Genomic DNA, 26460 nt, shown 5'->3' on the forward strand with positions numbered 1-26460 from the left:
ACGATGTACAAAATCTTATTAGTCGACGATCACTCCATCGTACGTTCAGGCATCCGGCTGCTGTTGAAGGAACAGTACGGCGGTATTCTGATCGATGAAGCCCGTAATGGCAGCCAGGCCTTCAGCAAGATCATGGATCAGGTGTACGACCTGATTATCATGGACATCAACATGCCCAATACCGACACGTTCAGCCTGTTGCAAAACGTGCGGGCGATTGTTCCGGATGTGCCCATCATGATTTTCACGATCATGACCGAGTATGCGTTTGCCAAGCGGTATTTACAATTAGGGGTAAAAGGATACATCAGCAAGCAGGCCGAAGATGGCGAGATCCTCAAAGCTGTACACACCATCTTACGGGGAAAGCTCGCCATTTGTCCCGACCTGCTGGAGCAAATGGCCGACGATACGCACTTCCGGAAAGAAGTGGATCCATTCGGCCTGTTGTCGAACCGGGAGTTGGAAATCGCCTACCATCTGGTCAAAGGCCGTTCGGTGAGTTACATCGCCGACACGCTGAATATCCACACCTCGACCGTTGGAACGCATAAAGCCCGGATTTTCAACAAGTTAAAAGTAGACAATGTGGTGGTCATGAAAGACCTGGCCACCCAGTACCGGCTTATCTAGTCCTACGCTCGTACACCCAAAAGAACAGCGGCAACCCTGCCGAATGGTGGGTTGCCGCTGTCGTATTTCTCACAAACGCTAGCCGACGCACGGGCGGTTTTTCTACCGCGCTATTCGGTATTTCTGCTGAATCCGTTGCCGGACGCAGGTGCCGACGGCCACCGAAAAGCTGATCAGGCCAGCCATCCAGACCAACCCCCAAACACTCAGATACGACCATTTTCCGGCATTAAAGCTCGTCAGCAGGGACATGATCATCAGGACCAGTCCGACCGTCATCAGCAGGGCCGTCCGCAGTGAATTCCGGTATTCCATTCGCAAATCATAGGCTCCGTAGGCCTTGTTCCGGAATTGAAAAACAATGTCGTCCAGATTCGCCTGCCGGAGCTGCTCTTCACTCATCGTCAGCTCAATTTGGTACGTTTTGCGCAGGTGTTTGACGGCCTTCGCATTCGCTTCGAGCTGTACTTTTTCCACCGCCGTTTCAAACGGAAGACCAATCCACATGTAATGCTCCACCTCACAAGCCAGGTGATCCAGGAGTTCTTCGAACAGGGCTTCGTCCGTACCGCTCCAGACCAGATGGCGGTATAATGTATCCAGTTGCTGCGGGTTGAGCTTTTCCATAATCAGATCAGGTTTAGGCCAGCGAATCGGCGATTAATTGCCCAGCGACAAGGCGGGAGCAGGTTGGAGGAGATGTTTCATTACTTCAACAAAACGCTCAAAATCAGACACCTTCTGAACCGCCGTTTCGTTTCCTTTGGGCGTCAGGGTATAATATTTGCGGAGTCGACCGTCGACTTCCACCGACTCGGTGATCAATAATCCTTCCTGTTGCAGTTTGTGCAAAACCGGATACAAAGCGCCGAAGGTCAGCACAACTTCCCCCTGCGTCCGCTCCTTGACGGATTGCGTAATTTCATAGCCATACATCCGGCCGCGTTCGGTCAGCAGTTTCAATACGATGGTTTTCAGGGTACCCCGTAAAAACTCATTACCTGATGGTTCCATGTTTTTACCTGATTCTAATTCGTTCCTATTCTTCTTGCCAGTAAATATATATAGGATTCCGATATATCCAATAAAAAAAGGGAAAACTTTCGAGCGAAAGTTTTCCCTTTTTCAACAAACCCCTGCGGGGTTGGGGCATCAGGCGTCGTAGGCTAAAACCGGGGCCAGCCAGCGCTCCACGTCCTCGACGGGCATGTTCTTGCGGTGGGCGTAGTGCAGCACCTGATCCTTGCTGATTTTCCCGACCGCAAAATACCGGGATTCCGGGTGTGAGAAGTAAAAACCGCTCACCGACGAAGCGGGGTACATGGCAAAACTTTCGGTCAGTTCAATGCCGATTTCACCCGCATTCAGCAGTTCGAACAAGGTCGCTTTCTCGGTATGATCGGGGCAGGCCGGGTAGCCCGGTGCGGGCCGAATGCCCCGGTATTCTTCCTTGATCAACTCCTCGTTAGATAGAGTTTCGCCCACGGCATACGGCCAGAATTCGGTCCGGACGCGCTTGTGCATCAACTCGGCGAAGGCTTCGGCCAGCCGGTCGGCAATGGCCTTGATCATGATGCTGTTGTAGTCGTCGTGATCCCGCTCGAATTCCTCGATCAGCTTCTCAATGCCGATGCCCGCCGTAACGGCAAAACCGCCGATGTAATCCGTATGGCCGGTTTCGAGCGGAGCGACAAAGTCCGACAAACAGAAGTTGGGCAAACCGGGTGCTTTCTGGTTCTGTTGCCGCAAGAAATGCAGGACGGTTTTGGTATCGTACACCAATTCACCCACCGATTTCTCCTGACCCGCTTCGGCCAGCCGACTGAGTTTGTACTCCACGTGCGTGTGCGAACCGTGCCGCTCGCAGGGCACTTCGTGGGCAATCTCTTCAAACTCGTGCAGCAGAATATCGTCTTCCGCCGAGTTGGCCGGGAAAAACCCAACGACCGCTTTGGCTTTCAGCAGTTTCTCGTCAATTACCCGTTGCAACAGCCGGTTTGCATCGTCAAATAACCGTTGGGCTTCCTTACCAACGACGGCATCCTCGAAAATTTTGGGGTATTTCCCGTGCAACTGCCAGGTCTGGAAAAACGGCGTCCAGTCGATGTACTCCGCGATTTCTTTCAGTGAATAATCCGGGAAGTACCGATTGCCCAGGAATTGCGGTTTTACCGGCTCAAAGGCCGACCAGTCGATGGCGGTTTTGTTTTTACGAGCCGCATCGATGCTCAGGTAATTTTTATCCTGCTTCCGTTTGGCGTGATCGGCCCGTAGCTTGACGTATTCGGCCTTGATTTCCTGAAAGACCAGATCGCGCGTCGTTTCCTGCTCGCTCGTCAACCGACCGGCTACGGGCACGCTCCGGCTGGCATCCAGCACGTGAATGACCGGCCCCGAATAATGCGGATCGATCTTGACGGCGGTGTGAATCCGGGAAGTAGTGGCCCCGCCAATCAGCAGCGGGATCTTGAAGCCCTGCCGCTCCATCTCTTTGGCGACACCCACCATCTCGTCGAGCGAGGGCGTAATCAAGCCGCTCAGGCCAATAATATCGACGTTGTGTTTTTTGGCTTCGTCCAGAATTTTCTGGGTCGGCACCATCACGCCCAGGTCGATGATTTCGTAGTTATTACAGCCCAGCACAACGCCGACGATGTTTTTGCCAATATCGTGTACGTCGCCTTTGACGGTTGCCAGCAGAATTTTACCAGCCGCCCGGGCACCCTCCTGCTTGCTGGCTTCGATAAACGGCAAGAGGTAAGCCACGGCTTTTTTCATCACCCGCGCCGACTTCACGACCTGCGGCAGGAACATTTTTCCCTCGCCGAACAGATCGCCGACCACGTTCATGCCGTCCATCAGCGGGCCTTCAATCACTTCAATCGGGCGCTCAAACTGTTGGCGGGCTTCTTCGGTATCCTGATCGATGTAGTCCGTAATCCCGCGAACCAGGGCGTGTTTCAGCCGCTCGGCCACCGGTTCGAGCCGCCAGCTTTCGTCCTGCACCACTTCTTTGCCCTTCGCCTTGACGGTTTCGGCAAACTCGACCAGCCGCTCCGTCGCGTCGGGTCGGCGGTTCAGGATCACGTCTTCGCAGCGTTCGAGCAGGTCTTTCGGGATTTCGTCGTACACCGCCAACTGCCCGGCGTTCACGATGCCCATGTCCATCCCGGCTTTGATGGCGTGGTACAGAAAAACCGAGTGCATCGCTTCCCGCACGACTTCGTTGCCCCGGAACGAAAACGAAATATTGGAAACCCCACCGCTCACCTTCGCCAGCGGCAGGTTCTGTTTGATCCAGCGGGTGGCATTGATGAAATCGACGGCGTAGTTGTTATGCTCTTCGATGCCGGTTGCTACGGTCAGGATGTTGGGGTCAAAAATGATGTCCTGGGCCGAAAAACCAACTTTATCGACCAGAATCCGGTAGGCCCGTTCGCAGATTTCGATCCGGCGCTCGTAATTATCGGCCTGCCCCACTTCGTCAAACGCCATCACCACCGCAGCGGCTCCGTAGCGTTTGATCAGGTTGGCCCGCTCGATAAACGCTTCTTCACCTTCTTTGAGCGAAATCGAGTTCACAATGGCTTTCCCCTGCACGCACTTCAACCCGGCTTCGATCACTTCCCACTTCGAGGAGTCGATCATGATCGGCACGCGCGCAATATCCGGTTCCGACGCAATCAGGTTCAGGAACGTCGTCATCACTTCCACCGAATCGAGCATGCCCTCGTCCATGTTCACGTCGATCACCTGGGCACCGTTCTCGACCTGCTGCCGGGCCACGGCCAGAGCCGCGTCATAATCTCCGGCTTTGATCAAACGCGCAAATGCCTTCGAACCGGTTACGTTGGTCCGTTCCCCGACGTTGACAAAGTTGGTAAGTTCCGTGATTTTCAACGGTTCCAGACCGCTCAGTTTCTGGTACGGTTCCGGATGCGGTTTCGGGCGCGGTTTGTACTTCGCCACGGCCTGGGCAATGGCCCGGATGTGATCGGGCGTCGAACCGCAGCAACCGCCCACGATGTTTACAAAACCGTCCTGCACGAAGCCCTCGATCTGGGCCGCCATTTCGTCGGGCGACTGATCGTATTCGCCCATTTCGTTGGGCAAACCGGCATTCGGGTAGGCCGAGGTAAAAAACGGCGACTCTTTCGCCAGCGTTTGTACATACGGCCGCAGCAGTTCGGCCCCCATCGCACAGTTCAGCCCGATGCTAAGCAGCGGCAGGTGCGAGACCGAATACAGAAAAGCCTCCGTCGTCTGGCCCGAGAGTGTCCGGCCCGACGCATCGGTGATCGTGCCCGACACCATGATCGGCAGCGGTTTTTGGCCTTTGTCTGTAAAATATTTGTCGATGGCAAACAGGGCGGCTTTCGCGTTGAGCGTATCTGTAATCGTTTCGATCAGCAGCAGATCGGCCCCACCTTCGACCAGACCCGACACCTGGGTGTAAAACGCTTCCACGAGTTGGTCGAACGTAATGGCCCGGTAGCCGGGGTTGTTCACGTCGGGCGACATGGACGCCAACCGCGTGGTCGGCCCCATCGCCCCGGCCACAAACCGGGGTTTGGCGGGGTTCAGGCGGGTGACCTCCTCGGCTACTTCCTTCGCGATTTTCGCCGACTGGTAGTTCAGTTCGTACACCAGTTCCTCCATGTGGTAGTCGGCCATCGCGACCCACGTACCGCTGAAAGTGTTGGTTTCTATAATGTCCGAACCGGCGTCCAGGTACTGGCGGTGAATTTCTTTGATAATGTGCGGCTGCGTGATCGACAACAGGTCGTTATTGCCCTTCAGCTCGTGGGGCCAGTCGGCGAAGCGCGTGCCGCGATAATCTTCTTCGGTGAGCTTATAGCGTTGAATCATCGTGCCCATGGCTCCGTCGAGCAGCAGGATGCGCTGTTGAAGAAGGTCGGTAATTTTTTCCAAGTTCGTGTACTGGTTATAGCGATTGCTCACAGTAAATCAACCTTTATGACAAAAAGGTGCAAATACAACGTAACGGCTTATCGAAGAAAGGAAGCGGGGCGCAGGCTTTCAACTTATCTTTCCCCGTCGCCGGGGCGGAATTTGGCACCTTTTTCAGGGGGTCTGACTGGTTGCCAAGACATCATCGGGTCCAATCCCTCCGTCTTTCTCGATAAGCGTTGGACAAAAATAAGAAAAGAGCCGGTTTTTGCCAAAACGATTCGTTCAGGTCAAAAACCGGCTCCGCACGGAAAAAATTCCTTACCAGGTTTGTTCAAGATCTTCTTTCGTGTACAGATGATTCCGCTCGTGGTACAAGGAGCCTTCGTCGGCCCGCCGGATCGACAGCGGATTTTTAGCCGATAGCCGGTAAAGCAGGGCAATCGGCAGCAGAAAGACCCAGAATACCACCGTCAGAATGATTTTTCCGTTGATGGAACCCAGAATTTCGGCCAGTTTGAACCACAGCCAGACAATGCCGTTGCCGATGGCCGGAATAAACAGACTCAGCACGCCCACGGCAGCCGCAGCGTACAACCAGTAGACGGATTTAAAAATAAAATACAAAACAACCAGCCCGGTTACAATGACCAACTGGGCCTTGACACGCTCCAACTGACTCATACGATCGGTGAATTCCGGTTAGAACAATGTATAAATAAAAGGAGCTACCGCCGATCCACCGCCGATCACCAGAATGACGCCGATCAACAGTAAAAGCAGAATAATCGGTGCCAACCACCATTTTTTGCGCTGGCTCAAAAATCCGAAGATGTCTTTAACAAAGTCCATTTTTGTATACAGTATAGCAGGTGAATAAAATTTATTGATTTACAACAAGGGTTTGCGGTTTTATTCGTTGAAACAGGGCTTCTCCGACGCGTTGATTAACGATGGCGCTGGCATGAAAATCATTCCGGCCCACAATGCGGTCGTCCGGATCAATGTCTTTGATGAGCGTGCCGACCTCCAGTACCGGGACGTTGTTCCGTCGGAAAAAGTCAACCACCGGTCGGGTATACGTCGTCGTTTTCTCCAGATTGTGCGAGAACGGAAAGAGCACTACATATAGCGGGATCTTATTTACCTGGCAATACGTCATAAACTTACTCAGGTCGCTCAGGTGGCTATTCATGATTTTAGGATCAGTATATACCTTCTTCGCGTAGTCTTCAAAAGGCGCGACTCCGCTCCCGTGGGGTAATTGCCAATACACATAGTTGAGTAGATACGAGTTTTTGAACAGAATGCGGAGCGGCCCCGGAAGGTCACTGAAGGGCTGAAACACCGCAGGAAAGACACCAAAATCCCGTGCCACTTTCTCAATATCGTTTGGAAAATATTGCAGCACCATCAAATCCGGTTTGACGCCGAACTTCTGGAGACGATCGTACTCATCGCGCGTGTCCGAGCCTGATACCCCTAGGTTATAAACGATGTACGTTTGAGCACCCAATTTCTGCGCCAGAACGTTCGAATATCGTTCTTCGACCTTTTTTAGGCCGTGACCGGCGGTGTAGGAATCGCCGACCACAAGGATCTTTTTCTTGCCGGTTGTATCGGTGTGTTCGACATCCCGGTATCCGGCCGCGTTGACCGGAGGCCAATATCGTTCAAACCAGATATGCGATGCCAGCGTCAACCCGCCCTCATGGCTCTGTGAGACAAACATGAAGCTGATTTCGAGTACCACCAGCAACCCCAGCAGCGGTACGAGCAAGGTAGCCGCATTGCCCAGCCATTTCGGGACACGGGCGTTTTTAATAATGCCGTAATAGAAAATCCGCAAAACCTCGATCAGAACGAGCACCAGCAGAAAAGCTTTGGCGACCCGGATATACGCGTTGTCGAAAATGGTATAGTGCGGGTATTGGAAGGTAATTTTCAGCCGGTCCGGGAAATATACGAACACGATTAGGAACCCCAGCAATGCAAGCCGGAAGAGACTACTGATGACCTTTGACATATGTGCTTACTTAATCAAACAAATGCAATGGAATAAACCCCATCAATCCAGCACAAACTCCTCTTTCCAGTTATCTTTTTCCTCCCACTCAGGCTGTTGTTTTTTGTCGAATACGTAATTTCCCACGACCAGATAATCCATCTCCGTTCGCATAAAACAGCGGTAGGCATCATTGGGCGTCGACACGATCGGCTCGCCCCTCACGTTAAAACTGGTATTGACGATGACGCTATACCCCGTCAGCTTCTTGAACGCGTCAATCAGTTGCCAGTAGCGCGGATTGGTTTCGCGGTGAACGGTCTGAATTCGGGCCGAAAAATCGATGTGGGTAATCGACGGCAAATCGGAACGCAGATGATACAGTTTATCCCGCAGCGGCAGGCTGTCGTAGTTAGCCGGGAGCGGTTTTCGACGCGCTTTCACGACCGGATGCACCAGCAGCATGTACGGTGAAATACCGTCGTAATCAAAATATTGATGGCAATCTTCGGCAAGCACCGAAGGCGCAAACGGCCGGAACGACTCCCGGTATTTGATCTTCAAATTCAGTTTTTTCTGCATTTCCGAGCTGCGCGGATCGCCCAAAATACTGCGTCCGCCGAGCGCCCGGGGCCCAAACTCCATCCGTCCCTGCACCCAACCAATCACATTTTCACTAGCCAGCAACTTCGCAACGTCTTCACTCAGTGTCGTAAAGTCATCGTATCGGGTATAAACGGCTTTGTATTTTTTCGCCATCAGTTCTACATCCAGGTCGGAGAACGTCGGCCCCAAATACGAGCCCTCCATCGCGTCATTCTGGTAATTCACGACCCGTTCTTTCCCGAAATAAATATGATAAGCCGCCAGCGCTGCGCCCAATGCACCACCGGCATCACCGGCTGCGGGTTGAATGAAGACGTTTTTGAAAATACCGGATTTCTGGAGCTTTCCGTTGGCAACGCAGTTGAGCGCCACTCCCCCCGCCAGCACCAGGTTCTCGGTTTGGGTAAGCCGCTGGGCTTCGCGGGCCATTTTAATCACGATTTCCTCCGTTACGATCTGGATCGCCAAACCAAGGTTACAATGCTCGGCTTTCAGTTCATCTTCCGGATTCCGTTTCGCCATGCCAAACAGTTCTTCCCATTTTTTCTCATGCACCATTCGCAGCCCCGTAGCGTAATCAAAATACGCCTGATTAAGCCAGACTGAGCCGTCTTCTTTGGCACTGATCAGTTTGTCGTTAATTACGCTGACGTACCGGGTAATATCGGGCGAGTGCGGATCGCCATACGGTGCCAGACCCATCAGCTTATACTCTCCGGAGTTGACTTTAAAACCCAGGAAATAGGTGAAAGCAGAATACAAAAGTCCCAGCGAATGCGGAAACCGTAATTCTTTCAGAATCGTGATATTTTTGCCGTCGCCAAGACCAATGGAAGCCGTGGCCCATTCCCCCACGCCGTCGATGGTGAGGATGGCGGCTTTTTCGAAAGCGGACGGGTAATAGGCGCTGGCTGCGTGAGAGAGGTGGTGTTCCGGAAAGAGTAGTTTTACCGGTCTTTTCGTGTCATAACCGATTTTTTTCAGTTCATCCCGAATGAGCCGCTTCAAAAATAACTTTTCCTTCATCCAAACCGGCATCGCCGTCAGGAACGAGGCTAGCCCACGCGGAGCAAAGGCATAATACGTCTCCAGCAGACGCTCGAATTTCAAAAGGGGTTTATCGTAGAAGACAATGGCATCCAGCGTGTTAATTGTAGTTCCGCCGTATTCCAGGCAGTAAGCGATGGCGTTGGCGGGAAAACCGGGATCGTGTTTTTTGCGGGTAAATCGTTCTTCCTGAGCAGCCGCCACGATACGTCCATCTTCAATCAACGCTGCCGCCGAATCATGATAAAAAGCTGAGATTCCTAAAATGGTCATACAAGTGTGGGTATATTCGTATCCAAAGCTAATTATAGTGAGAGCTTTTTCAAACTCATATTATTTATTTTCTAATTTTCTATAAGATTCCGTGAAAATTCAACTGATTTTTTTAGTCGGCGGTGGCTTCACTTCGCGTCGACCCCGCATTGAAACGCTCAATGTAAGCGTTTTGAGCTGGCTTACCTGCCGGACGGCCGATGCCGTTGAATCCAGTGAAAGTCGATCCCATTATGTTCACACCACTCGCTTAGGGCGGTACTGCTAAACTGGCCTACCAGTTTAGCAGTACCGCCTGGCAGGTTTCTCTCACGCATTCACTAACCGTTGTACCGGACGAACCACCCGACTGGCTGGCCTTTACTCTGATAGAAGGTACCATCACTAATGTTCCTTTAACGAAGTTTTCGGCTTATTTCCCCGACGTTCAGTATATTTGGCCGTTTGCGTTCCACATTGACCCCAAGCTACTTTGAAAATTGCGGCAATCGATATTGGCTCCAATGCGGCCCGACTACAGATTTCTACGATCCTGTATGTCGACGGCACGGTGAGCTTTAAAAAAGTAGAATACGTCCGTTTTCCACTTCGGTTGGGCCACGACGTTTTCAACTTCCGGGAACTGACCCCGGAGAGCGAAGCGCGGACTACCAAACTGATGCAGGTTTATAAACTGCTCATGGAACTGCACGAAGTAGAAGATTATATGGCCTGTGCGACCTCGGCCATGCGCGAATCTGCTAACGGCCAGGCTGTAGCCGCCCGCATCAAAGAGTCGACTGGCATTGATATTCATATCATCGACGGACAGAAAGAAGCCGAACTGATCAACAATGTAGTGGTGCAGGCACTTGACGAACGGCAATACCTGCACATCGATGTGGGCGGGGGCAGCACCGAGCTGAACCTGTACCTGAACCGAAAGAAAACCAACTCCAAATCGTTCAAAATCGGCTCCGTGCGCTTGTTGGAAGGCAAGGAAACCCGGGGTGCCTGGACGAAAATGAAGGAATGGGTCGAGGAAAATGTGCAAACCTCGCAGGAGTTGATTGCCGTCGGTACGGGTGGGAACATCAATAAGATTTTTAACCTTGTCGCCAAAGTATCCGACACCACCACGCTGGCCGAAATCGAACGGATGCGGAATTACATCGCAAGCTACACCCTCGACGACCGGATCAACAAACTGCGCCTGAATGCCGACCGCGCCGATGTCATCGTTCCGGCCGCCGATATTTATATTTCGGTCATGAAATGGGCCGGAGCTGAAACCATCATCGTGCCCGACCTCGGACTCAAAGACGGTATTCTTCAGTTGGTCTACGACCGCTGGGCCAAAAAACACCAGAAAAAGAAGCACTAGTCCTGGCTTCAACACTTTTGTGATTCCGTGTACGATCTTTTTCACGTAGAAAATCCGCTGCCGGAACAGATTCCTCCGTTTTCGGACGATGGTTTTCTGTTCCTCCAGGCCAGGCATCTGCTTAACCAGCCCTGCCGTCCGCTACACTATTTTGCCCTCCTGGATTCAAAAACCGGCCAGGCAGTGGCTCGATGCAGCCTTTTCGTCCGCGACGGCTGGACTATCAGCCCTTGCGCGGCCTCCTTTGGTTCTCTTGAATTTTTGAAAACCATACCCAATTCGGCGCTGGACCGGCTGCTTAATTATATTATTATTTCTAGTAAAAATTTACTAGTAACAGGAATCCGACTAGTCAATTATCCCGATTGTTACGCTCCCCGACAAGCCGCTCGACTTCGCTCGCTCCTGCTAAAAGCCGGTTTTTTGGTCAAATACGAAGAACTGAATCAACACCGGTCCGTCGACGAGCGCTCTTTTGAGGAGGCACTGCATGCCAACGAACGACGGCGGCTTCGAAAATGCCACCAGGCTGGTTTTACGACCCAGATCTGGGAAAAACCGGATGTTGACGAACTATTTACGTTTATTCAGCAAGCCCGGTGGCGAAAAAAACTGCCCCTAAGCATTACCCGCGACGGGCTGGCGAATCTGCTCGAAAATTTCGGCGATGTCTGCCCGGTTTTTACCGTGCTCGATCAGGGCCAACTGATTGCTTCCTGTCTGGGAATTCGCGTTCGCGCCGATATTTTGTATTACTTCCTACCCGCCGACCACGAAGATTATCAGGCACATAGTCCGTCGGTCTTGTTAGTAGAAAGCCTGTATGCGTATTGTCAGCAACATGGTATTTCCCTGCTCGACCTCGGTATTTCGACCAGCCAGACTGTTCGAAACGAAGGGCTGATTCGGTTTAAACGAAACCTTGGAGCCAGCGAATCGCTGAAGTTGGTGTTTGAAAAGCGGTTTTGACTGCTTCTTAAAACATTACTTGCTTTCGTGAAACATTTCCCTCAACTTAGTGAAAATTTTCACTTAACGATTATGCAACCACGCGCTCAAACTGGCTCAGTTCCTTTTCAGGAAATGCTTCCTTTCGAGGTGATCAAAACCGTCCGGCAGGGCGTGTTGCGTTCGCAGATCGATGAAGTGGCGAACTTGGTCGGTTTAACCGACAAGGAAATGGCGCACGCCCTGGGTATGACGCCCCGAAACTTGCACCGGCTTTCGCCCGAACAAACGCTGAATACCGAAGCGTCTGAGCGGCTTTTGTTGTTAAAAAACCTCTTGCTGCACAGCCTGGATACGTTTGAAGGTCGGGCCGGTACAGTCTTAAACTGGCTCAAAACGCCCATCCGGGAGTTGGAAGATCAGACCCCGCTTCAGTTACTGGACACCGTGACTGGATTTGGCCTGGTCGACGATGTACTGGGACGGATCGATCATGGCCTGCCTGCCTGACCAGCCGTTCGAACAATGCCCATCGTTTACCGCATTATCCGCGAGAAGTTCATCGACCAGCCGCTGTCCGTCGAAGGAAGTCGCCTATATAGTGCCCGCTGGAACCCGAAAGGCCGCGGAGTCCTCTACACTACCTCGAGCCCGGAGCTTGGTTTAGTAGAGACCCTGGCGCACGCGCCCAGGGTCCGCTACGAAGAACTGCCCACGTACTGGCTGTTTTCCATCGAAGCCCCCGACGACATTCGGTATTTCCGGCGGGATGAAATGCCCGATTATTGGCAGGACAACACCTACGAACGGACGCAGCAGTGGCTCAAAGCGTGGTTACAAAAACCGGATCGGCTGGCCGTGGCGCTGCCATCTGTCGTTGTGCCTTTTTCGTTCAATGTCATTTTTCACCCGCTTCATCCGACGTTTCACCAACTCCAAATTGTCGAACAAGAAATCATACCCATTGATCGCCGACTCTGGATGATTTAACCGTTAACGCTGCCGGAACGCCCGCGCCTGACTCCACAGGCTTCCGGCCAGGCCGTTAATGTCTTCCGAAACCCGTAGCCACAGCACCAGCCCGGCAAACAGACCCGCCAACACCCCCGACCGGAACGCAATGCTGAGCAGCGTCAGCCAGAGCGAACCGCTCCATTCAGGCAACAGAAACGACGCACCGTACACCAGCGCCAGCACCAGCACGGCCTTCACGCCCGAGAATGTAAAGGGTAGAATGCGGAACAGGACCCAGACAATCACCACTTTGCTCAGGGCGAAAATCAGCGTGGTCAGCGTGGTGGCCAGCGCGGCCCCGTCGATACCGTACCGGGGGATAAAATAGGCATTTGCGCCGATGGCAAGGCAGGCCATCACCAGCATCAGGTAGGTCGCGTAGCGGAAATACCGGGAATAATTGATGATTTCGCCGTTGACGCCGGTCGCCATCTCGAACAGCTTGGCCGACGCCAGCAGCAACACCACCAGCTTGCCCTGGCTGTAAATGGCCCCTTTCGGCAGAATGCTGAAAATACCGTCGATGTTGGTCCAGATGAGTAGAAACACCAGCCCGCCCGCCAGCAACTGGTTCAGCGACGATTTGTGGTACAACTCCTGCACGTGCGCCAGGTTGTTCTGGCGCAACGAGTTGGAAACCAGCGGTGTCGAGATTTGCGTAATGGTTTTTCGGGGAATTTCGATGATCCCGGCAATGTAAGTCGCAATGATAAAAATACCGGCGTCGACCAGCCCTTTGCCGCCCGACAGCATCGTCCGGTCGATAAAATACACCACTTGCGTACCGACTCCGCCCAGCACCACGAACAGCCCGAAATACACCATTTGCCGGAACAACCCGTCTTTCAACTGCCTGAAATCGAAGCGGAGCGAAAACTTGCCCAACTGATAAATGTACGCCAGCAGGATCAGCACCGCCAGCCCGTGCGCGCCAATGACCAGGTACAGCATCCAGTCGAAACTGTACCAGCCGATACCGAACATCAGGATAATCAGCACGTTGGATAGTTTCAGGTAGACTTCCCGAATAAAGGTCGGAATGGCAATACGAGAATTGTTGCGGCAATACGCTTCGAGCACCGTGATGTAAATCCAGAAGATCGTAAACGGCACCACCAGCACGTAGTACGGAATCAGCCCGGCCGACTTCTCGGCAAAATAATTCTTGATCGGCTGCTCAAACCCAAAATAAAGGGCCGTGAACAGGCTGATGCCGATGAGCGGAAACGCCAGCAGAAAACCGAGAAAACCGTTGTTCTGCGTTTTGTCGTCGCGGAAATAGCCAAAAAACCGGTCGGTAATAAAGGGCGCGCCGAGGTGCGCGAAAGCCGCAAACAACAGGCTGTTTTCCAGCAACAAGCGCGAAATAGCCAGTTGGTCGGTTTCCAGAAACTCCAGCGACACGTATAACTGGTTGACAATCCCGATGCCGACTCCGATGTAGGAACCGATGCTGGCTTTCAGGCTCTGACGAATGACAATTCCCATGAAATCAAATTAACTCACTTGCGGTAAATAGCGACCACCGTCGCGCCGTCGTTCAGGATCGGTAAGCGTTTGGCCACAAACCGGGTCGATTTGTACAGGAGCGTCGTCAGCAGACTGCGGCCCAACTGCTTTTCGAGCCACAGCCGGTAACCGAGGCTCCGGTGCGTCACGGTGGCGGGTTCGCTCCGGATGTCAACGACGTTCAGGCCCATCAATTCCCCCGCAAACCGCAGCGAAACCGGGTCCCAGAGCAGCGTGTGGTGGGGTGGCAGGTTCAGGGTATGGTACGGGTCTTCCCGGAAATAATACGACGCATTGTTCGGAACACCAATCGCCAGCAAACCGCCCGGTTTGACACACTGGGCCGCCTGCCGGAAAAACTCGCCGACCTGATTGACGTGCTCGAAGACCTGAAAGGCGCAGACCAGGTCGTACTGCCCGGCGTGTTGCTCCGCATGAATTTTCAGGTCCTCGCTGATGATGTTGACGCCGATTTTTTTGCCGTACGCAATCGCATCGTCGTTCAGTTCCAGCCCCAGCCCAACGGCTCCTTTTTCGGGCAGCCGTTTCAGAAAAAAACCGTTGCCGCTGCCGATTTCCAGCACCTGGTCGCCCGGTTTCAACTGCTGGAAAACCAGTTCGTGCTCCCACTTCCAGGGGCTGTAGTAGCCTTTGTAATGCTTGCCCAAATCGGCGTAAAAAGCCGCATCGCCCGCCAGCGAAAACGGATAGTAAAACCGCAGTTTCGACTGGTTGCATTCATAAATCATCACCTCGTCCATCCCGGCAAAATAGCGGCTCACGTCCATGCCGAACTGCTCGCGGTAACGCTGTTCGATGGTGCGGGCGTTCAGGCTCCGAACGGGCGACACCGCCGGGGAGTTGGTGAGGGGGGAGAGTACGGTCATTGTTTTCGATCCAGGTCAGGGGCTAAACGGGAGCGCCCGCCGGCCCGTGGGCACTTTCTAAAATACGGTTTAATTCGTTGATACGGTCGCTCATTTCGTAGTCGGCCAGCATTTTTTGCCGGGCGTTCCGGCCGAGTTCACCGGCCAGTTGGGGATCGTCGAGGAGTTGAATCATGTAGTTCGCCATGCCTCCCACATCCCCTTCTTCGACCAGAAACCCGGTTTTGCCGTGCTCGACGGCTTCCTTGATTCCGGCATGGCGGGTGCTGATAATCGGCAACCCGGCCGCCGACGCTTCCAGCACGGTATTGGGTGTTCCCTCCGAATCGCCGTTCGCCGGATTGACCATCGAGTGCTGGGCAAACAGCCGGGCTTTTCGGTGCCAGTCGGCAATTTCCGCAGCCGGTTTTACGCCCAACAAACGAACAGCGTATTTCAGTTGTAAGTCGTTGACGAGTTTTTTACATGATTCGAATAATTCCCCCTCGCCGATCATGACCAGTTGCGCGTCGGGGTGTTTGTCGAGCACTTTATCAAACGCTCGAATGGTAAATTGCGGAGCTTTTTTGGCCGTAAACCGCCCAACTGCCACCACAATTTTATCGGCTTTTTCCGGTTCGGCTCCGGAGAACAACCGCGTTTCGACGCCGTACGGATTCCGGTAAACCTTCGCCGGATCGGCTCCCAGCCGTACCAGTTGATCGACCATGTCGTTGGAAACCGCCACAATTGCTTTGGCCTGCGCAAACAGTTGGCGATACGGTTTTTGATATCGTTCAATGGTCTGTTTTTCTACGGCATCAAATCCGTGAAAATGCACGACCAGCGGCACATTGGCCCGTCGGCAAGCGGTCATGACCGCACAGCCCGTCGGGCCGTATTCCGCCAGCAACACATCGGGACGGTTTTGGTTCAGATACCGGGTCAGAAAATGGGTGTAAAAAGCCGGGTAGAGCGCCGACAAACCGCGCTTCACGACCACCCGAATCGGTTCGGCCAACGGCAGGGTTACAATCGTGCCACCGTCCTGGGTTCGGTACGGTCGCCAGCCGCCCGAGAGCGTCAGGGCCGGTTTCAGGTACTGAACATGGTTGTGAATAAACGTCTCCGAATAGCTGTTTTTGTTCGGATAGGCCAGGCAGATTTTCATCGTTTTCGTCCGACAACCAGGTACGTACACGCGTCTTTGTCCTTCGTTTCCTGCGAGGTCGTCCGGTCGAACAGGCTGATCGACGCCTGCATGACCAGCGCGAACGGTGGCCACAGCCAGCGCGGTATTTTGAACAGAAAACCGTCCTGAAACAGTTGCAACCCCATCGCCGACCGGCCGATGATCCCGCGAAACGCCACGATTTCAAAACCGTTGCGGGCTACGATTTTTTGCAAACCCGCCGAGGTCCAGCGCCAGTAATCCGTCGGGTCGGGATGGTACATCCAGTAGCCGTGGGTAGTCAGCAGCAGCAAACCGCCCGGTTTCAGAATGCGGCAGGCTTCCCGCAAATACCCTTCCGGGTCTTCAACGTGTTCGAGTACCTGCGTCGAGAGCACCACATCCACCTGATTATCAGCCATGTCAATCCGGCTATCGGATCCGATGTACACATCCGCGTGGGGATTCCAGGCCAGGTCGATACCAATATACTTGACTTGTTCAGCCGGAAAAAGGGAAACGTATGGCTTGGTGCCGCAGCCATAATCGGCCAGGCTGATCCGACCGGTTTTCGTCAGCGGATCAATAAACGTAGCTTTGGCATACTGCACCAACTCCCTCAGTTTCATCAGGTAATACCGGCGGGGATTGGTCAGTGGAGGTTTAATCCGGTAGTGCTCGGACGGATCGTCCGGCATCGCTTCAGCGCGGATTTCAGTCATAATTCATCAAAAAAGCCCGGTCCGTTCACAGTACTGATCGGCTACAAGTCAACATTCTGCCCACAAAGAAAGCAGAGACGATGCAAATAATTAAGTAATCTTGCAATTAGTTTGTGCCCGGCGTACCCACGGACTTTAGTCCGTGTTTTCAGCCCAGCTAATCGGTTGGTGAGATTTTATCACGGACTAAAGTCCGTGGGTACGCCGGGCACCGAATACCGTAAACCGTAAAATGACCCTCGCTCCCATCGTTTTATTTTGTTACAACCGCGTCGATCACCTGCGCGAAACGATCCAATACCTGGCCAATAATCCATTGGCCCAGCAAAGTGTGCTGTATATTTTCTCGGATGGGCCGAAACCGGGTCTGGAAGACGTTGAAAAGGTGCAGCAGGTCCGGGCTTATTTGCCCACCATTACCGGTTTTGCAGACGTTCGAATTCAGGAAGCGCCTAAAAATCAGGGATTAGCCAACTCCATCATCGGGGGTGTTTCGGCGGTGATCGAACAGCACGGGCGGGTGATCGTCATGGAAGACGATGTGATCTGCACCACCGACTTTCTTGATTTTCAGAATAAAGCCCTCGACTTCTACGAACACCATCCGCTGGTTTTCTCGGTTTCCGGGTATTTGTATCCCTTCACCATTCCGGCCAGCTACCCCGACGAGGTGCTGCTGCTGCCCCGGGCGTCGTCGCTGGGCTGGTCGACCTGGCAAAACCGCTGGGCGCTGGCCGACTGGACGGTACCCGATTTTGCCGATTTTATCAAAAACCGGGAGGCCCGGCGCGCCTTTTCGGTGGGCGGCAGCGACCTCATTCCGATGTTTCAGAAACAGCAGCAGGGCCTGATCAGCTCCTGGGCGATTCGCTGGAGTTACACGCATTTCCGGCAAAAACGGTATTGTTTGTATCCCTTCAAATCGAAAGTCGACCATATTGGCTACGATGCTGGAACGAATTTCGGCCGGTTTAGTCGCTACCAGCACGCTCCGTTATACGAGGGCGAGATCTATTTCACCGAAAACCTGCAACTCGATCCGGCGGTCATCCAAAATCTGCAACGCCATTTCCGGCCCAGTCTGCTGCGGCAGTTGATCAACCGCTACAAGTACGGTGCCTAACACACTCCCACAAACCCAGAGGGACAACGGCTGCACCACAACCCCCGCCAGGGGTTGTGGTGCAGCCGGGATAGGCGGGTCAGTACGCTCAGGGCGGTTTTCGGCCGGGCGGTTTTGAATCTGTCGGATCGTGGCTATTTTTGCCCCGGTGCGGGTGGTTTTCCGCATTGGATCAACTACGGCTTTGACACTGACCGACCGCACATTCTGGCTCAACTACTGGGAATCGAAAGAGGGGCTTATTTTCCAGATACCGGACAAGTACCCGTTTCTGCCCCTGATTCGGCAACTGGTTTCGACGCATCCAATCCGGTCGGCGCTGGAGTTGGGCGGTTTTCCGGGTTATTATTCGGTTTGGCTTAAAAAACACCTCAAAACCGACACCACCCTGCTCGATTACGTCGTTCACCCGAAAATTCTGCACGACCTGGAGCGGGCCAACGGCTTGCCTGAAGGGTCGGTGGGCGTCATTGAAACCGATCTGTTCCAGTACACGCCCCAACGCGGCTTCGATCTGGTGATGTCGAACGGACTGATCGAACATTTTGACGACATCGAAACCATTCTCGAAAAACACGTCGAATCGCTGAATCCCGGCGGGGTACTGCTCGTGACGCTGCCCAACTTTCGGGGGCTGAACGGCTGGTTTCAGAAAACCTTCGACCCCGAAAACTACGCCAAGCACAACATCCGCTCGATGGACCTTGACCGGCTTCGGCAGGCCAGCCAGCGGCTGGGACTGCAAAACATCCGGGTGGACTACGACGGCCGGTTTATGCTCTGGTTTGAGCGGGAAGCCGAAAAACCGCTGCTGGGCCGACTGCTCAAAAAAGGGCTCTGGCTTCCGCTGAAAGTCTTTTTCAAACTGGTTCCGGTCGAAACCAAAGCGTTTTCGCCCTACATCGTTCTAACGGCTACTAAATGAAGGTTCTGCACCTGAGCACGTTTCACCGGTACGGCGGGGCCGCCATTGCCGCTAACCGCATCAACCAGGCGCTCAACCGGGCGGGGGTGTTGTCGGAGATGCTGGTGGCCGAAACGTCGGTTGAAGAACCGCACGTGGTGTCGCTGGCCGAAACCGCCTGGCAACGGCGTTGGTCCAAAGCAAGGTTTGCGCTCGACCGGCTGACGTTTATGCCGTTCGAACGCAGCCGCGCGGTCCGGTTTGCATTTTCACCCGGTTTGGTCGGCACCGACATCAGCCAGCACCCGCTCGTGCAACAGGCGGATATTCTGCACCTCCACTGGACCACCTTCGGTTTTTTATCGACGCGTTCGTTACAAAAACTCTTTGCGCTGCAAAAACCGGTCGTCTGGACGATGCACGACATGGGCGCGTTTACCGGCGGCTGTCACCACAGCGGAACCTGCGAACGATACCAGGACCAGTGCGGCAACTGCCCGTTTCTGCGCACCGCTGCGCCCGACGACCTTTCGCACGGCGGCTGGCTACGGAAGCAGAAAGCCTACGCAAACGCCCGGTTAACGCCCGTCGGGTGCAGCCAATGGCTGGCGAACCGCGCCCGGAAAAGCCGTTTGTTCGGTGATCTGGCCGTCCGGTCGATCCCGAATCCGCTCGATACGAAGCAATTCTTTCCCCTGCCAAAAGCCGTCGCCCGGTGGGAACTGAAGCTGCCGGATCATAAACGGTTTATCCTTTTTGCGGCTGCTAAAGTTTCGGCGCTCGGCAAGGGCTTTTCGTATTTTCAAAAGGCGCTGACGGTGTTACGGCAGCAACTCGCCCAGCCCAACGATGTGGAGTTGCTGATTTTCGGCGCGGGTGACGAAAGCCTGCTGAACAGCCTGCCGTTTCGCTACTACTTTCTGGGTTCGTTGAGCAGTTTGGAGCAAATTGTCAGAGCCTACAGTGCCGCCGATCTGTTCGTGATCCCGTCGCTGGAAGAAAATTTGCCCAACACCATTATGGAGTCGATGGCCTGCGGAACGCCGGTGGTCGGGTTTGAGGTCGGCGGGATTCCCGAAATGGTGCGGCACCGGCAGACGGGCTACCTAGTCGAATACCGGTCCGTCGAGGACCTGGCGAACGGGATGCGCTGGATTCTGGAACAATCCGAAACCGGGTATGAGCAGTTGGCCGTGAATGCCCGAAACCATGTCGTTGCCAACTACGACGAAACCGTGGTGGCCGGGCGGTATTTGGCTTTGTATGAGGAGATATTTTAGTTACACAGAGTTAATCAGAGGACATCAGAGTTATCAGGGTTTTTCTCTGATAACCTCTGATAATCCCTGATAAACCCTGTGTAACAGCCCCTTTCAAAAAATACTCAAATCACTCTTCTTCCGGCACAACACTGCAAACGCACTCGGCTTGATTTTCCGCAAAGCCGGGACCGACTTCAGGACCTGCGTTTTCAACCAGATGGCCCAGAACGCCAGCGTGCCCGGAGCCGAATGCCGGATGGCGGCCGTGTCGTAGAAAACCGAATGTTCGGCCAGAATCTCGAAACCTTCGGATTTGAGCAGGAACTTGAACAGCGAGGGCGTGAAAATATTGATGTGTCCGTACGACAGAAAATGCTCGGTCTTTCGGTCGACGAAAAAGCTGAAATCGATCGGCACTTCGAAAAACTGGTACTCCGACACCCGCGCAATCTCACGCAGCAGCAAACGCGGGTGTTCGACGTGTTCGATGACGTGCGAGCAGGTCGCCAGCGGAAACTCCTTCGGGCCGTACGGGATTTTGTAGCCATCGAACAACTGCACATTTTGCAACGATGCCAGCCCGCGCTCGCGGATGCGGTTGGCCCCACTTTCGGAGATTTCAAGCGAGAACATCGCCGGACAAAACCGGGCCTGGTCGAGCTGCTGCAACACCGCGCCGTCGCCCGAACCGACGTCGAGTATCTTCGGGAACTGGTACGACTGGCACAACCGGCGAATGGTTTCGGCCTTCATCCGCGCGCCCATATCGCGCCAGGTGCGGTCAGCATCAGCGTATTGCGAGCGGTACGCATCCTGAAGCGCCGAAGAAGTGGTGGAATTCGTTTGCATTCTGCCGTTGGTTAGCCGGTAAAAATACCGTTTTTTTGCAACTTTTCGCGACCGCTTCATGCCCTTACTCTCCATCATCACCGTCACCTACAACGCCGAGCGGTTTCTGGAACGCACGATCCAGAGCCTGATTGCCAACCTGCCGGGCGACGAGGTGGAATACCTGATCATCGACGGCAACTCCCGGGACCGGACGCTGGCCATTGTGCATCAGTACGAAAACCACATCAGCCGCTGGATCTCGGAGCCGGATCGCGGGCTGTACGACGCTATGAACAAAGGGCAGCAACTGGCGACGGGAGAATACATCTGGTTTATGAACGCCGGGGATGAGATTTACGACGCTACCACCATTTTTAAGTTGCTGAACGAGTTACGAAACAACCCCGCCGACGTCTATTATAGTGACGCCCTGTTTGTCGACGAAACCGGCAAACCGCTCGGGCTGCGCTCCGCGATTACGCCCCACACCCTGCCGCAGCAGCTTACCTGGCGCGACATGGCGATGGGCATGAAGGTGTGCCACCAGGCATTTATTGCCCGCCGGAGCCTGGCCCCGCCGTTTTGGGTCGACAACCTGAGCGCCGATATCGACTGGGAAATCCGGTGTCTGAAAGCGGCCCGCAAGGTGGTTCGGTTGGATTTTATTTTGTGCAAATACCTGACCGGCGGCTTGTCCGTGCAGCGGCACCGGCAGTCGCTGATCGACCGGTTTAAGGTGCTGGCGACGCATTTTGGTACGGCAACGGCCATGTGGAATCACGTCCGGATTCTGGCCCGGGCCGTGCGGTTTCGGTTAGCAGCCTGATTACCGCACGTTTTAAAAACCGCCCTTATTTACCTGATTTTATGGCACTTCGCATTCGGTTTTTCCTTTTACTCTGGCTGACTTCCTTTCAGCTTTTCGCCCAAACGGCAGGCGATTCCATTCCGACCGAACGGCGGTATCCGCTGAAGTCTTTTATTGTCCCGTCGGTGTTGATCGGGGGCGGAGCGGCTTTGCTCGGTCATCCGACGCGCGACCCGTTTACGAGTACCGATCACATCAGCGCGGCCGACGAGTACCTGCGGTTTGGGCCGTACGGATTGCGGGTAGCCTTGCAGGCGTTTGGCGTAAAACCGGCGGTCAAGCTCGGCGACGAAATCGCCGTGACGGTAATCTCGAATGGCGTGATGGCCGTGGTGACGGAAGGATTGAAACGAACCGTTCAGTCAACCCGCCCGAATGGCTCGGACCGGCGGTCGTTTCCGTCCGGGCATACGGCGGTGGCCTTCACGGGAGCCGAATTGCTGCACCAGGCTTACAAGCACAAAAGCCCCTGGATCAGCGTGGCGGGGTACGCCATGGCAAGTGCCACCGCCCTGTTGCGGGTAGCCAATAACGAACACCATTGGGCGGATGTGCTGGCCGCAGCCGGTATCGGAATCGCGTCGGTAAAGATAACATACGCCGTTTATCCGGTGATTAAACGGAAATTGATCCGGCCGAAAAAGCGCGTCACACGATAGGCATTACTTACTAATAATCAGTTAATTACTTACAAATTTTTGCTTATTCTCCGGCCTATTTCTGCTTTACGCAAGGATTAAATTCGTTTTTCATGAAAGACATTTGTCGGTTTGTCCAAAAATGAAAATAAATTTGCGGTTCGCTGGCGATGGGCCAACGAATATTTTTTTGTACCTAGGAAATTTAAAATAGACTTATATCATGAAGCGCGTAGCTGTTTTTACTTCCGGCGGTGACGCCCCTGGTATGAATGCCTGTATCCGGGCAGTCGTCAGGGGGGCTGTTTACCACGGCGTCGAAGTGTTCGGCATCCGTCGGGGGTACAACGGAATGATTAACGGCGATATTTTTCCGATGACTTCTCACTCCGTCAGCAATATTGTGCAACGGGGCGGAACCATTCTGAAATCAGCACGCAGCAAAGAGTTCATGACGCCCGAAGGCCGTCAGAAAGCCCACGATCAGTTGATGAAACACGGCATCGAAGGCCTGATTGCCATCGGTGGAAACGGAACGTTTACGGGAGCGCTCAAGTTTTTCGAGGAATTCCAGATCCCGACCGTTGGCGCACCGGGCACCATCGACAACGACTTGTACGGGACGGATTACACGATTGGGTACGATACGGCCGTGAATACCGCTCTGGAAGCCATCGACAAAATCCGGGATACGGCCGACTCTCACGACCGGGTTTTCTTCATCGAGGTCATGGGCCGCGACTCCGGCTACATCGCCATTCAGTCGGGGATTGCCGGAGGGGCCGAAATGGTGATGGTGCCGGAAGTACTGACGCCAATCTCGGAAGTGGTCGAAACGCTGAAACAGGGCTGGAGCCGCTCAAAATCCTCTTCGATCATCATCGTGGCCGAAGGTGACGTGGAAGGCAATGCCGTCGTACTGGCCGAACAGATCCGGGAGCAACTTGCCGTTCCGATTGACATGCGCGTAACGACGCTCGGCCACATCCAGCGGGGTGGAGTACCGACGGCTTACGACCGGATTCTGGCCAGCCGCCTGGGGCTGGGTGCCCTCGAAGGGCTGCTCGACGGACAGAAGAACGTTATGGCCGGAATTGTCAACAACGAGCTGATTTACACGCCGTTCATTGACACCATCAAACTGCCAAAACCGATCAACGAAGACCTGCTGCGGATGGTTCGCATTCTGAGCGTTTAGAGATAGCCCATGATGCGGTAGGTGGCAAACCCGACCAATTCGTGCAGAATCCAGTACGAATCGTGCAAGGCTCCTTCCGACGGGAACAGGAGATGATTGGGTGCGTATTGTCGCTCGCTCGCCATCGGAGCCGCCGGAAAAGGGGTTACGGAAACCGCCTGCTTTTCGAAACAGCCGATGGCCCGGCGCATATGCCAGCCGGACGTAATCAACACCACTTCATAGCCGCTAAATTGCTGCCGAAGGACCGGGGCCGAAAACCGGGCATTTTCGTAGGTATTGATCGATTTGTTTTCCAGCACAATATCCTCCGCCCGGACCCCCCCGATGATCAGGAACTGGCGCGACAGGTGCCCCTCATCGCCCGTTTTTCGTTTGATAATCCCGCCAATTCCGCCACTGATCAGGATTTTCTGAATCTGGCCAGTTTTATAGAGCAGCAGCGCCTGCCCAACCCGATCGGCCTGATCGCTCAAATGCAACCGGTTTTGTAATTCCGGACTGGTTTTCATAAGCCCACCCGTCAGTACGACGCCGACTCGTGGGCTGGTTCGGGCGGGCAGAACCGTCGGAGGAACCTCCCACCAACGAGCCAGTTCATTGGTAATAAACCCATTTCCACCGATAAAAAGCAGCAGCGTTGCCCCGATCAGGGCCTTGCGCTGGCGGGCACGGTTTTTGGTCAATAAGGCAAACAACAGGGCCACGGCAATCAGGCCCATCGGCATAAACAGAAAGGTGAGCGTCTTCGAAAGAAAGTAGAACATCAGGTATGCGAAGGCCGGGGGGCCAAACGTTATTAGTTGTATCTTTGTATGCCAAAATCTGGTCAATCAACCGCTCTATTCATGAACCGACGCTTTTGTTTTACGGCGCTTCTGCTGCTGTTGTCCGTGCCGCTCCTACGGGCGCAATCGTCCGAAGGTCACAACATAACGGCCCGAATCAAAGGACTAGCCAACAAAACCGCTTACCTGGCCCATTTTTATGGCCCGACGCAGTTTACGCCCCGCGACACGGCTACGGCAGATGCCAACGGGACACTGGTGTTCGACGGACCCAAAGAACTGCCCGGCGGTTTGTACATGATCGTCGTGAATGCCAAGCCGGTTTTGCAACTCGTGATTGGCGAACAGCGGTTTTCGTTTGAGGCCGATACGCTCAACGTCATCGAGTCCATGAAGGTGACGGGTTCTCGGGAGAACGAGATTTTCTATGGCTACCAGAAATTTCTGAGCAAAAAGTACGGAGAAATCGGGGCATTGCAAAAACAGGGCGGTTCGCCGACCCAGTTGGCGGCTCTTCGAAAAGAAGTCGAAGAGTACCGCAAAAACTTTATCGCCCAGAACGCCAATACACTGACGGTAAAGCTGTTCAAAGCCGCCGAGGAGCCCGAAGTTCCGGAAGCGCCGAAGCTCGCCAACGGTCGGCCGGATTCAAATTGGGTGTTTAATTATTATCGAAATCACTACTTCGACGGCTTCGATTTTGCCGACGAGCGGCTGCTGCGAACGCCTTTTCTGCAAAATAAAATCGACCGGTATATCAAAGAACTGACTGTACAAACCGTCGATTCGCTGATTCCGGCAGCCGATTACCTGGTAAGCAAAGCCAAAGCCAACGAAGAGATGCTTCGCTATACGATCTGGTACATCACCAACCAGTACGAAGAACAGAAGAAGGTGCTAAATACCGACGGGCTGTTTATTCACATGGCCGAAAAATACTGGTTAACCGGGGTGATGCCCGTGAGCGACACCTCGACGCTAAAAAGCATGCGCGAGCGGGTAGCCATTTTGAAACCGTTGCTGGCCGGAAAGATCTTACCCAATATCAGCCTGCAAGACACGCTGGGCCGTCGGCGGGCGCTGCACGACCTGAAAGCCGACTACACCATTGCGTTCTTCTACGACCCCGAATGTGGCCACTGCCGCGAATCGGCACCCAAGCTGAAGAAGTTTTTTGACGACAACAAAGCAAAAGGGGTGCAGATCTACGCCGTCGCCATCGGCAAAACCGAAGCTGACTGGAAGAAGTTTATCCGCGAGTTTAAGCTGCAGAACCTCGTGAACGTCTACGGCCCGAGCGCGCCCGTCGACTACAAGAACAAGTACGATGTGTACTCGACGCCGACGGTCTATGTGCTCGACAAAGACAAGAAAATCCTGGCCCGGCGGCTACCCGTCGAAGACCTGGAAGGTTATTTCAATTTCCTGCAACAACAGAAGTTGAAACAAAAACCGGCTCCGATGAAGGATGCCAAGGCGAGTGTGAAGGGGAAGTAAAGAGATTTGCTTATCTTGTTAGCCGTTTATTCAAACAAACCATGATCGGAGAATATCTTCAATCCGCTTTACGAAAAGCGCATTATGAATTGGAAGAAGGTACCTTCTACGCGGAGATTCCGGGGTTTGAAGGTGTGATCGCTTACGGTGATACGCTGGAAGCCTGCCGGGAACAACTCCTGGACGTTTTAGAGGGGTGGCTGATCGTCGGAATTCGTCATGGACACAAACTGCCCATTGTCGAAGGAATTGATTTAAATCCAGCTCTGGAAGTGGTTTAAGT

Annotated in this window: 26 protein-coding genes and 1 riboswitch; of the genes, 13 read left to right on the forward strand and 13 right to left on the reverse strand. The window is 53.8% G+C overall.

From position 1 onward, the window contains the following. The first annotated feature begins 3 nt into the window (after positions 1-3). Positions 4-633 (forward strand): response regulator, encoded by a 630-nt coding sequence (locus ACO2Q8_RS03565; RefSeq protein WP_423343406.1) that lies wholly within the window; start codon positions 4-6, stop codon positions 631-633. Between the two features lie 102 nt (positions 634-735). Here the strand turns inward: ACO2Q8_RS03565 and ACO2Q8_RS03570 are convergent, their stop codons facing one another. The 7 genes from ACO2Q8_RS03570 to ACO2Q8_RS03600 form a co-directional block, all read right to left on the reverse strand. Continuing rightward, positions 736-1260 (reverse strand): hypothetical protein, encoded by a 525-nt coding sequence (locus tag ACO2Q8_RS03570; RefSeq protein WP_423343407.1) that lies wholly within the window; start codon positions 1258-1260, stop codon positions 736-738. Between the two features lie 33 nt (positions 1261-1293). Further along, the gene (locus tag ACO2Q8_RS03575; protein ID WP_423343408.1) at positions 1294-1647 is read right to left on the reverse strand and encodes a PadR family transcriptional regulator; all 354 of its coding nucleotides are present in this window, start codon (positions 1645-1647) and stop codon (positions 1294-1296) included. Between the two features lie 138 nt (positions 1648-1785). Next, entirely contained in the window at positions 1786-5565 is a 3780-nt protein-coding gene (metH, locus tag ACO2Q8_RS03580; protein ID WP_423343409.1) for a methionine synthase, read from the reverse strand. 110 nt (positions 5566-5675) lie between these two features. Next, positions 5676-5783, reverse strand: a riboswitch (SAM riboswitch). Between the two features lie 82 nt (positions 5784-5865). Then, entirely contained in the window at positions 5866-6228 is a 363-nt protein-coding gene (locus tag ACO2Q8_RS03585) for an SxtJ family membrane protein (RefSeq protein ID WP_423343410.1), read from the reverse strand. 18 nt (positions 6229-6246) lie between these two features. Next, positions 6247-6396: a DUF5989 family protein gene (locus tag ACO2Q8_RS03590; RefSeq protein WP_423343411.1), complete on the reverse strand. Its 150-nt coding sequence runs from the start codon at positions 6394-6396 to the stop codon at positions 6247-6249. A 31-nt stretch (positions 6397-6427) separates the two neighbouring features. Further along, positions 6428-7570, reverse strand: a complete 1143-nt coding sequence (locus ACO2Q8_RS03595) for an SGNH/GDSL hydrolase family protein (RefSeq protein WP_423343412.1) — start codon at positions 7568-7570, stop codon at positions 6428-6430. A gap of 42 nt (positions 7571-7612) precedes the next feature. Next, on the reverse strand, positions 7613-9475 hold the full coding sequence (locus ACO2Q8_RS03600) for a carbamoyltransferase (protein ID WP_423343413.1): 1863 nt from the start codon (positions 9473-9475) through the stop codon (positions 7613-7615). A gap of 472 nt (positions 9476-9947) precedes the next feature. Here ACO2Q8_RS03600 and ACO2Q8_RS03605 point away from each other — a divergent pair, with 472 nt between their 5' ends. The 4 genes from ACO2Q8_RS03605 (at position 9948) to ACO2Q8_RS03620 (ending at position 12776) form a co-directional block, all read left to right on the forward strand. Beyond that, positions 9948-10838, forward strand: coding sequence for a Ppx/GppA phosphatase family protein (locus ACO2Q8_RS03605; RefSeq protein WP_423343414.1), 891 nt, complete (start codon positions 9948-9950; stop codon positions 10836-10838). 27 nt (positions 10839-10865) lie between these two features. Then, the gene (locus ACO2Q8_RS03610) at positions 10866-11807 is read left to right on the forward strand and encodes a GNAT family N-acetyltransferase (RefSeq protein ID WP_423343415.1); all 942 of its coding nucleotides are present in this window, start codon (positions 10866-10868) and stop codon (positions 11805-11807) included. Between the two features lie 114 nt (positions 11808-11921). Beyond that, positions 11922-12296: a type II toxin-antitoxin system Xre/ParS family antitoxin gene (gene parS, locus ACO2Q8_RS03615; protein ID WP_423343702.1), complete on the forward strand. Its 375-nt coding sequence runs from the start codon at positions 11922-11924 to the stop codon at positions 12294-12296. 15 nt (positions 12297-12311) lie between these two features. Then, the gene (locus ACO2Q8_RS03620; RefSeq protein ID WP_423343416.1) at positions 12312-12776 is read left to right on the forward strand and encodes an RES family NAD+ phosphorylase; all 465 of its coding nucleotides are present in this window, start codon (positions 12312-12314) and stop codon (positions 12774-12776) included. Positions 12777-12779: 3 nt separating this feature from the next. Here ACO2Q8_RS03620 and ACO2Q8_RS03625 read toward each other — a convergent pair whose 3' ends face one another. Genes ACO2Q8_RS03625 through ACO2Q8_RS03640 form a run of 4 tightly spaced genes read right to left on the reverse strand, consistent with a single transcriptional unit; the run spans position 12780 to position 17068 of the window. Next, a complete protein-coding gene (locus ACO2Q8_RS03625; RefSeq protein WP_423343417.1) occupies positions 12780-14288 on the reverse strand; it encodes a lipopolysaccharide biosynthesis protein in 1509 nt (502 codons plus the stop codon). A gap of 14 nt (positions 14289-14302) precedes the next feature. Continuing rightward, complete coding sequence (locus tag ACO2Q8_RS03630) at positions 14303-15196, reverse strand: class I SAM-dependent methyltransferase (protein ID WP_423343418.1); 894 nt, start codon at positions 15194-15196, stop codon at positions 14303-14305. Between the two features lie 22 nt (positions 15197-15218). Next, entirely contained in the window at positions 15219-16346 is a 1128-nt protein-coding gene (locus ACO2Q8_RS03635) for a glycosyltransferase (RefSeq protein ID WP_423343419.1), read from the reverse strand. Continuing rightward, entirely contained in the window at positions 16343-17068 is a 726-nt protein-coding gene (locus ACO2Q8_RS03640) for a class I SAM-dependent methyltransferase (RefSeq protein WP_423343420.1), read from the reverse strand. The genes ACO2Q8_RS03635 and ACO2Q8_RS03640 overlap by 4 nt, the downstream gene beginning before the upstream one ends. A gap of 232 nt (positions 17069-17300) precedes the next feature. Between ACO2Q8_RS03640 and ACO2Q8_RS03645 the strand changes: the two genes are divergently transcribed. The 3 genes from ACO2Q8_RS03645 (at position 17301) to ACO2Q8_RS03655 (ending at position 20375) form a co-directional block, all read left to right on the forward strand. Next, on the forward strand, positions 17301-18191 hold the full coding sequence (locus ACO2Q8_RS03645) for a glycosyltransferase family A protein (protein ID WP_423343421.1): 891 nt from the start codon (positions 17301-17303) through the stop codon (positions 18189-18191). A gap of 130 nt (positions 18192-18321) precedes the next feature. Further along, positions 18322-19116 carry a class I SAM-dependent methyltransferase gene (locus ACO2Q8_RS03650; protein WP_423343422.1) on the forward strand — a complete coding sequence of 265 codons (795 nt, stop codon included), beginning with the start codon at positions 18322-18324 and terminating at the stop codon, positions 19114-19116. Next, on the forward strand, positions 19113-20375 hold the full coding sequence (locus tag ACO2Q8_RS03655) for a glycosyltransferase family 4 protein (RefSeq protein ID WP_423343423.1): 1263 nt from the start codon (positions 19113-19115) through the stop codon (positions 20373-20375). Before ACO2Q8_RS03650 ends, ACO2Q8_RS03655 begins: the two co-directional genes overlap by 4 nt. A gap of 93 nt (positions 20376-20468) precedes the next feature. Here the strand turns inward: ACO2Q8_RS03655 and ACO2Q8_RS03660 are convergent, their stop codons facing one another. Continuing rightward, positions 20469-21206, reverse strand: coding sequence for a class I SAM-dependent methyltransferase (locus ACO2Q8_RS03660; RefSeq protein ID WP_423343424.1), 738 nt, complete (start codon positions 21204-21206; stop codon positions 20469-20471). Between the two features lie 58 nt (positions 21207-21264). On the opposite strand from ACO2Q8_RS03660, the gene ACO2Q8_RS03665 reads away from it, so the two are divergent. The 3 genes from ACO2Q8_RS03665 (at position 21265) to pfkA (ending at position 23892) form a co-directional block, all read left to right on the forward strand. After that, entirely contained in the window at positions 21265-22014 is a 750-nt protein-coding gene (locus tag ACO2Q8_RS03665; protein WP_423343425.1) for a glycosyltransferase family 2 protein, read from the forward strand. 41 nt (positions 22015-22055) lie between these two features. Continuing rightward, the gene (locus tag ACO2Q8_RS03670; protein ID WP_423343426.1) at positions 22056-22715 is read left to right on the forward strand and encodes a phosphatase PAP2 family protein; all 660 of its coding nucleotides are present in this window, start codon (positions 22056-22058) and stop codon (positions 22713-22715) included. Between the two features lie 202 nt (positions 22716-22917). Beyond that, entirely contained in the window at positions 22918-23892 is a 975-nt protein-coding gene (gene pfkA / locus ACO2Q8_RS03675; RefSeq protein WP_423343427.1) for a 6-phosphofructokinase, read from the forward strand. On the opposite strand, the gene ACO2Q8_RS03680 is transcribed toward pfkA, so the two are convergent. Beyond that, positions 23889-24659, reverse strand: a complete 771-nt coding sequence (locus tag ACO2Q8_RS03680) for a YdcF family protein (protein ID WP_423343428.1) — start codon at positions 24657-24659, stop codon at positions 23889-23891. The two genes, pfkA and ACO2Q8_RS03680, sit on opposite strands and share 4 nt — an antisense overlap. An 81-nt stretch (positions 24660-24740) precedes the next feature. On the opposite strand from ACO2Q8_RS03680, the gene ACO2Q8_RS03685 reads away from it, so the two are divergent. Together ACO2Q8_RS03685 and ACO2Q8_RS03690 are read left to right on the forward strand one after the other, a co-directional pair. Next, the gene (locus ACO2Q8_RS03685) at positions 24741-26177 is read left to right on the forward strand and encodes a thioredoxin-like domain-containing protein (RefSeq protein WP_423343429.1); all 1437 of its coding nucleotides are present in this window, start codon (positions 24741-24743) and stop codon (positions 26175-26177) included. Between the two features lie 41 nt (positions 26178-26218). Next, positions 26219-26458, forward strand: coding sequence for a type II toxin-antitoxin system HicB family antitoxin (locus ACO2Q8_RS03690; RefSeq protein ID WP_423343430.1), 240 nt, complete (start codon positions 26219-26221; stop codon positions 26456-26458). Positions 26459-26460: the final 2 nt, after the last annotated feature.

It is taken from the genome of Larkinella sp. VNQ87, from assembly GCF_049445795.1.
Classification (GTDB): Bacteria; Bacteroidota; Bacteroidia; order Cytophagales; family Spirosomataceae; genus Larkinella.

Coding starts and splice junctions, on each gene's coding strand:
- ACO2Q8_RS03680 (WP_423343428.1), bottom strand. CDS start 24,659: ATGTTCTACTTTCTTTCGAAGACGCTCACCTTTCTGTTTATGCCGATG.
- ACO2Q8_RS03685 (WP_423343429.1), top strand. CDS start 24,741: ATGAACCGACGCTTTTGTTTTACGGCGCTTCTGCTGCTGTTGTCCGTG.
- ACO2Q8_RS03585 (WP_423343410.1), bottom strand. CDS start 6,228: ATGAGTCAGTTGGAGCGTGTCAAGGCCCAGTTGGTCATTGTAACCGGG.
- ACO2Q8_RS03575 (WP_423343408.1), bottom strand. CDS start 1,647: ATGGAACCATCAGGTAATGAGTTTTTACGGGGTACCCTGAAAACCATC.
- ACO2Q8_RS03620 (WP_423343416.1), top strand. CDS start 12,312: ATGCCCATCGTTTACCGCATTATCCGCGAGAAGTTCATCGACCAGCCG.
- ACO2Q8_RS03645 (WP_423343421.1), top strand. CDS start 17,301: ATGACCCTCGCTCCCATCGTTTTATTTTGTTACAACCGCGTCGATCAC.
- pfkA (WP_423343427.1), top strand. CDS start 22,918: ATGAAGCGCGTAGCTGTTTTTACTTCCGGCGGTGACGCCCCTGGTATG.
- ACO2Q8_RS03660 (WP_423343424.1), bottom strand. CDS start 21,206: ATGCAAACGAATTCCACCACTTCTTCGGCGCTTCAGGATGCGTACCGC.
- ACO2Q8_RS03630 (WP_423343418.1), bottom strand. CDS start 15,196: ATGACCGTACTCTCCCCCCTCACCAACTCCCCGGCGGTGTCGCCCGTT.
- ACO2Q8_RS03595 (WP_423343412.1), bottom strand. CDS start 7,570: ATGTCAAAGGTCATCAGTAGTCTCTTCCGGCTTGCATTGCTGGGGTTC.
- ACO2Q8_RS03640 (WP_423343420.1), bottom strand. CDS start 17,068: ATGACTGAAATCCGCGCTGAAGCGATGCCGGACGATCCGTCCGAGCAC.
- ACO2Q8_RS03635 (WP_423343419.1), bottom strand. CDS start 16,346: ATGAAAATCTGCCTGGCCTATCCGAACAAAAACAGCTATTCGGAGACG.
- ACO2Q8_RS03565 (WP_423343406.1), top strand. CDS start 4: ATGTACAAAATCTTATTAGTCGACGATCACTCCATCGTACGTTCAGGC.
- ACO2Q8_RS03570 (WP_423343407.1), bottom strand. CDS start 1,260: ATGGAAAAGCTCAACCCGCAGCAACTGGATACATTATACCGCCATCTG.
- ACO2Q8_RS03665 (WP_423343425.1), top strand. CDS start 21,265: ATGCCCTTACTCTCCATCATCACCGTCACCTACAACGCCGAGCGGTTT.
- ACO2Q8_RS03690 (WP_423343430.1), top strand. CDS start 26,219: ATGATCGGAGAATATCTTCAATCCGCTTTACGAAAAGCGCATTATGAA.
- ACO2Q8_RS03600 (WP_423343413.1), bottom strand. CDS start 9,475: ATGACCATTTTAGGAATCTCAGCTTTTTATCATGATTCGGCGGCAGCG.
- ACO2Q8_RS03655 (WP_423343423.1), top strand. CDS start 19,113: ATGAAGGTTCTGCACCTGAGCACGTTTCACCGGTACGGCGGGGCCGCC.
- ACO2Q8_RS03590 (WP_423343411.1), bottom strand. CDS start 6,396: ATGGACTTTGTTAAAGACATCTTCGGATTTTTGAGCCAGCGCAAAAAA.
- parS (WP_423343702.1), top strand. CDS start 11,922: ATGCTTCCTTTCGAGGTGATCAAAACCGTCCGGCAGGGCGTGTTGCGT.
- ACO2Q8_RS03625 (WP_423343417.1), bottom strand. CDS start 14,288: ATGGGAATTGTCATTCGTCAGAGCCTGAAAGCCAGCATCGGTTCCTAC.
- ACO2Q8_RS03670 (WP_423343426.1), top strand. CDS start 22,056: ATGGCACTTCGCATTCGGTTTTTCCTTTTACTCTGGCTGACTTCCTTT.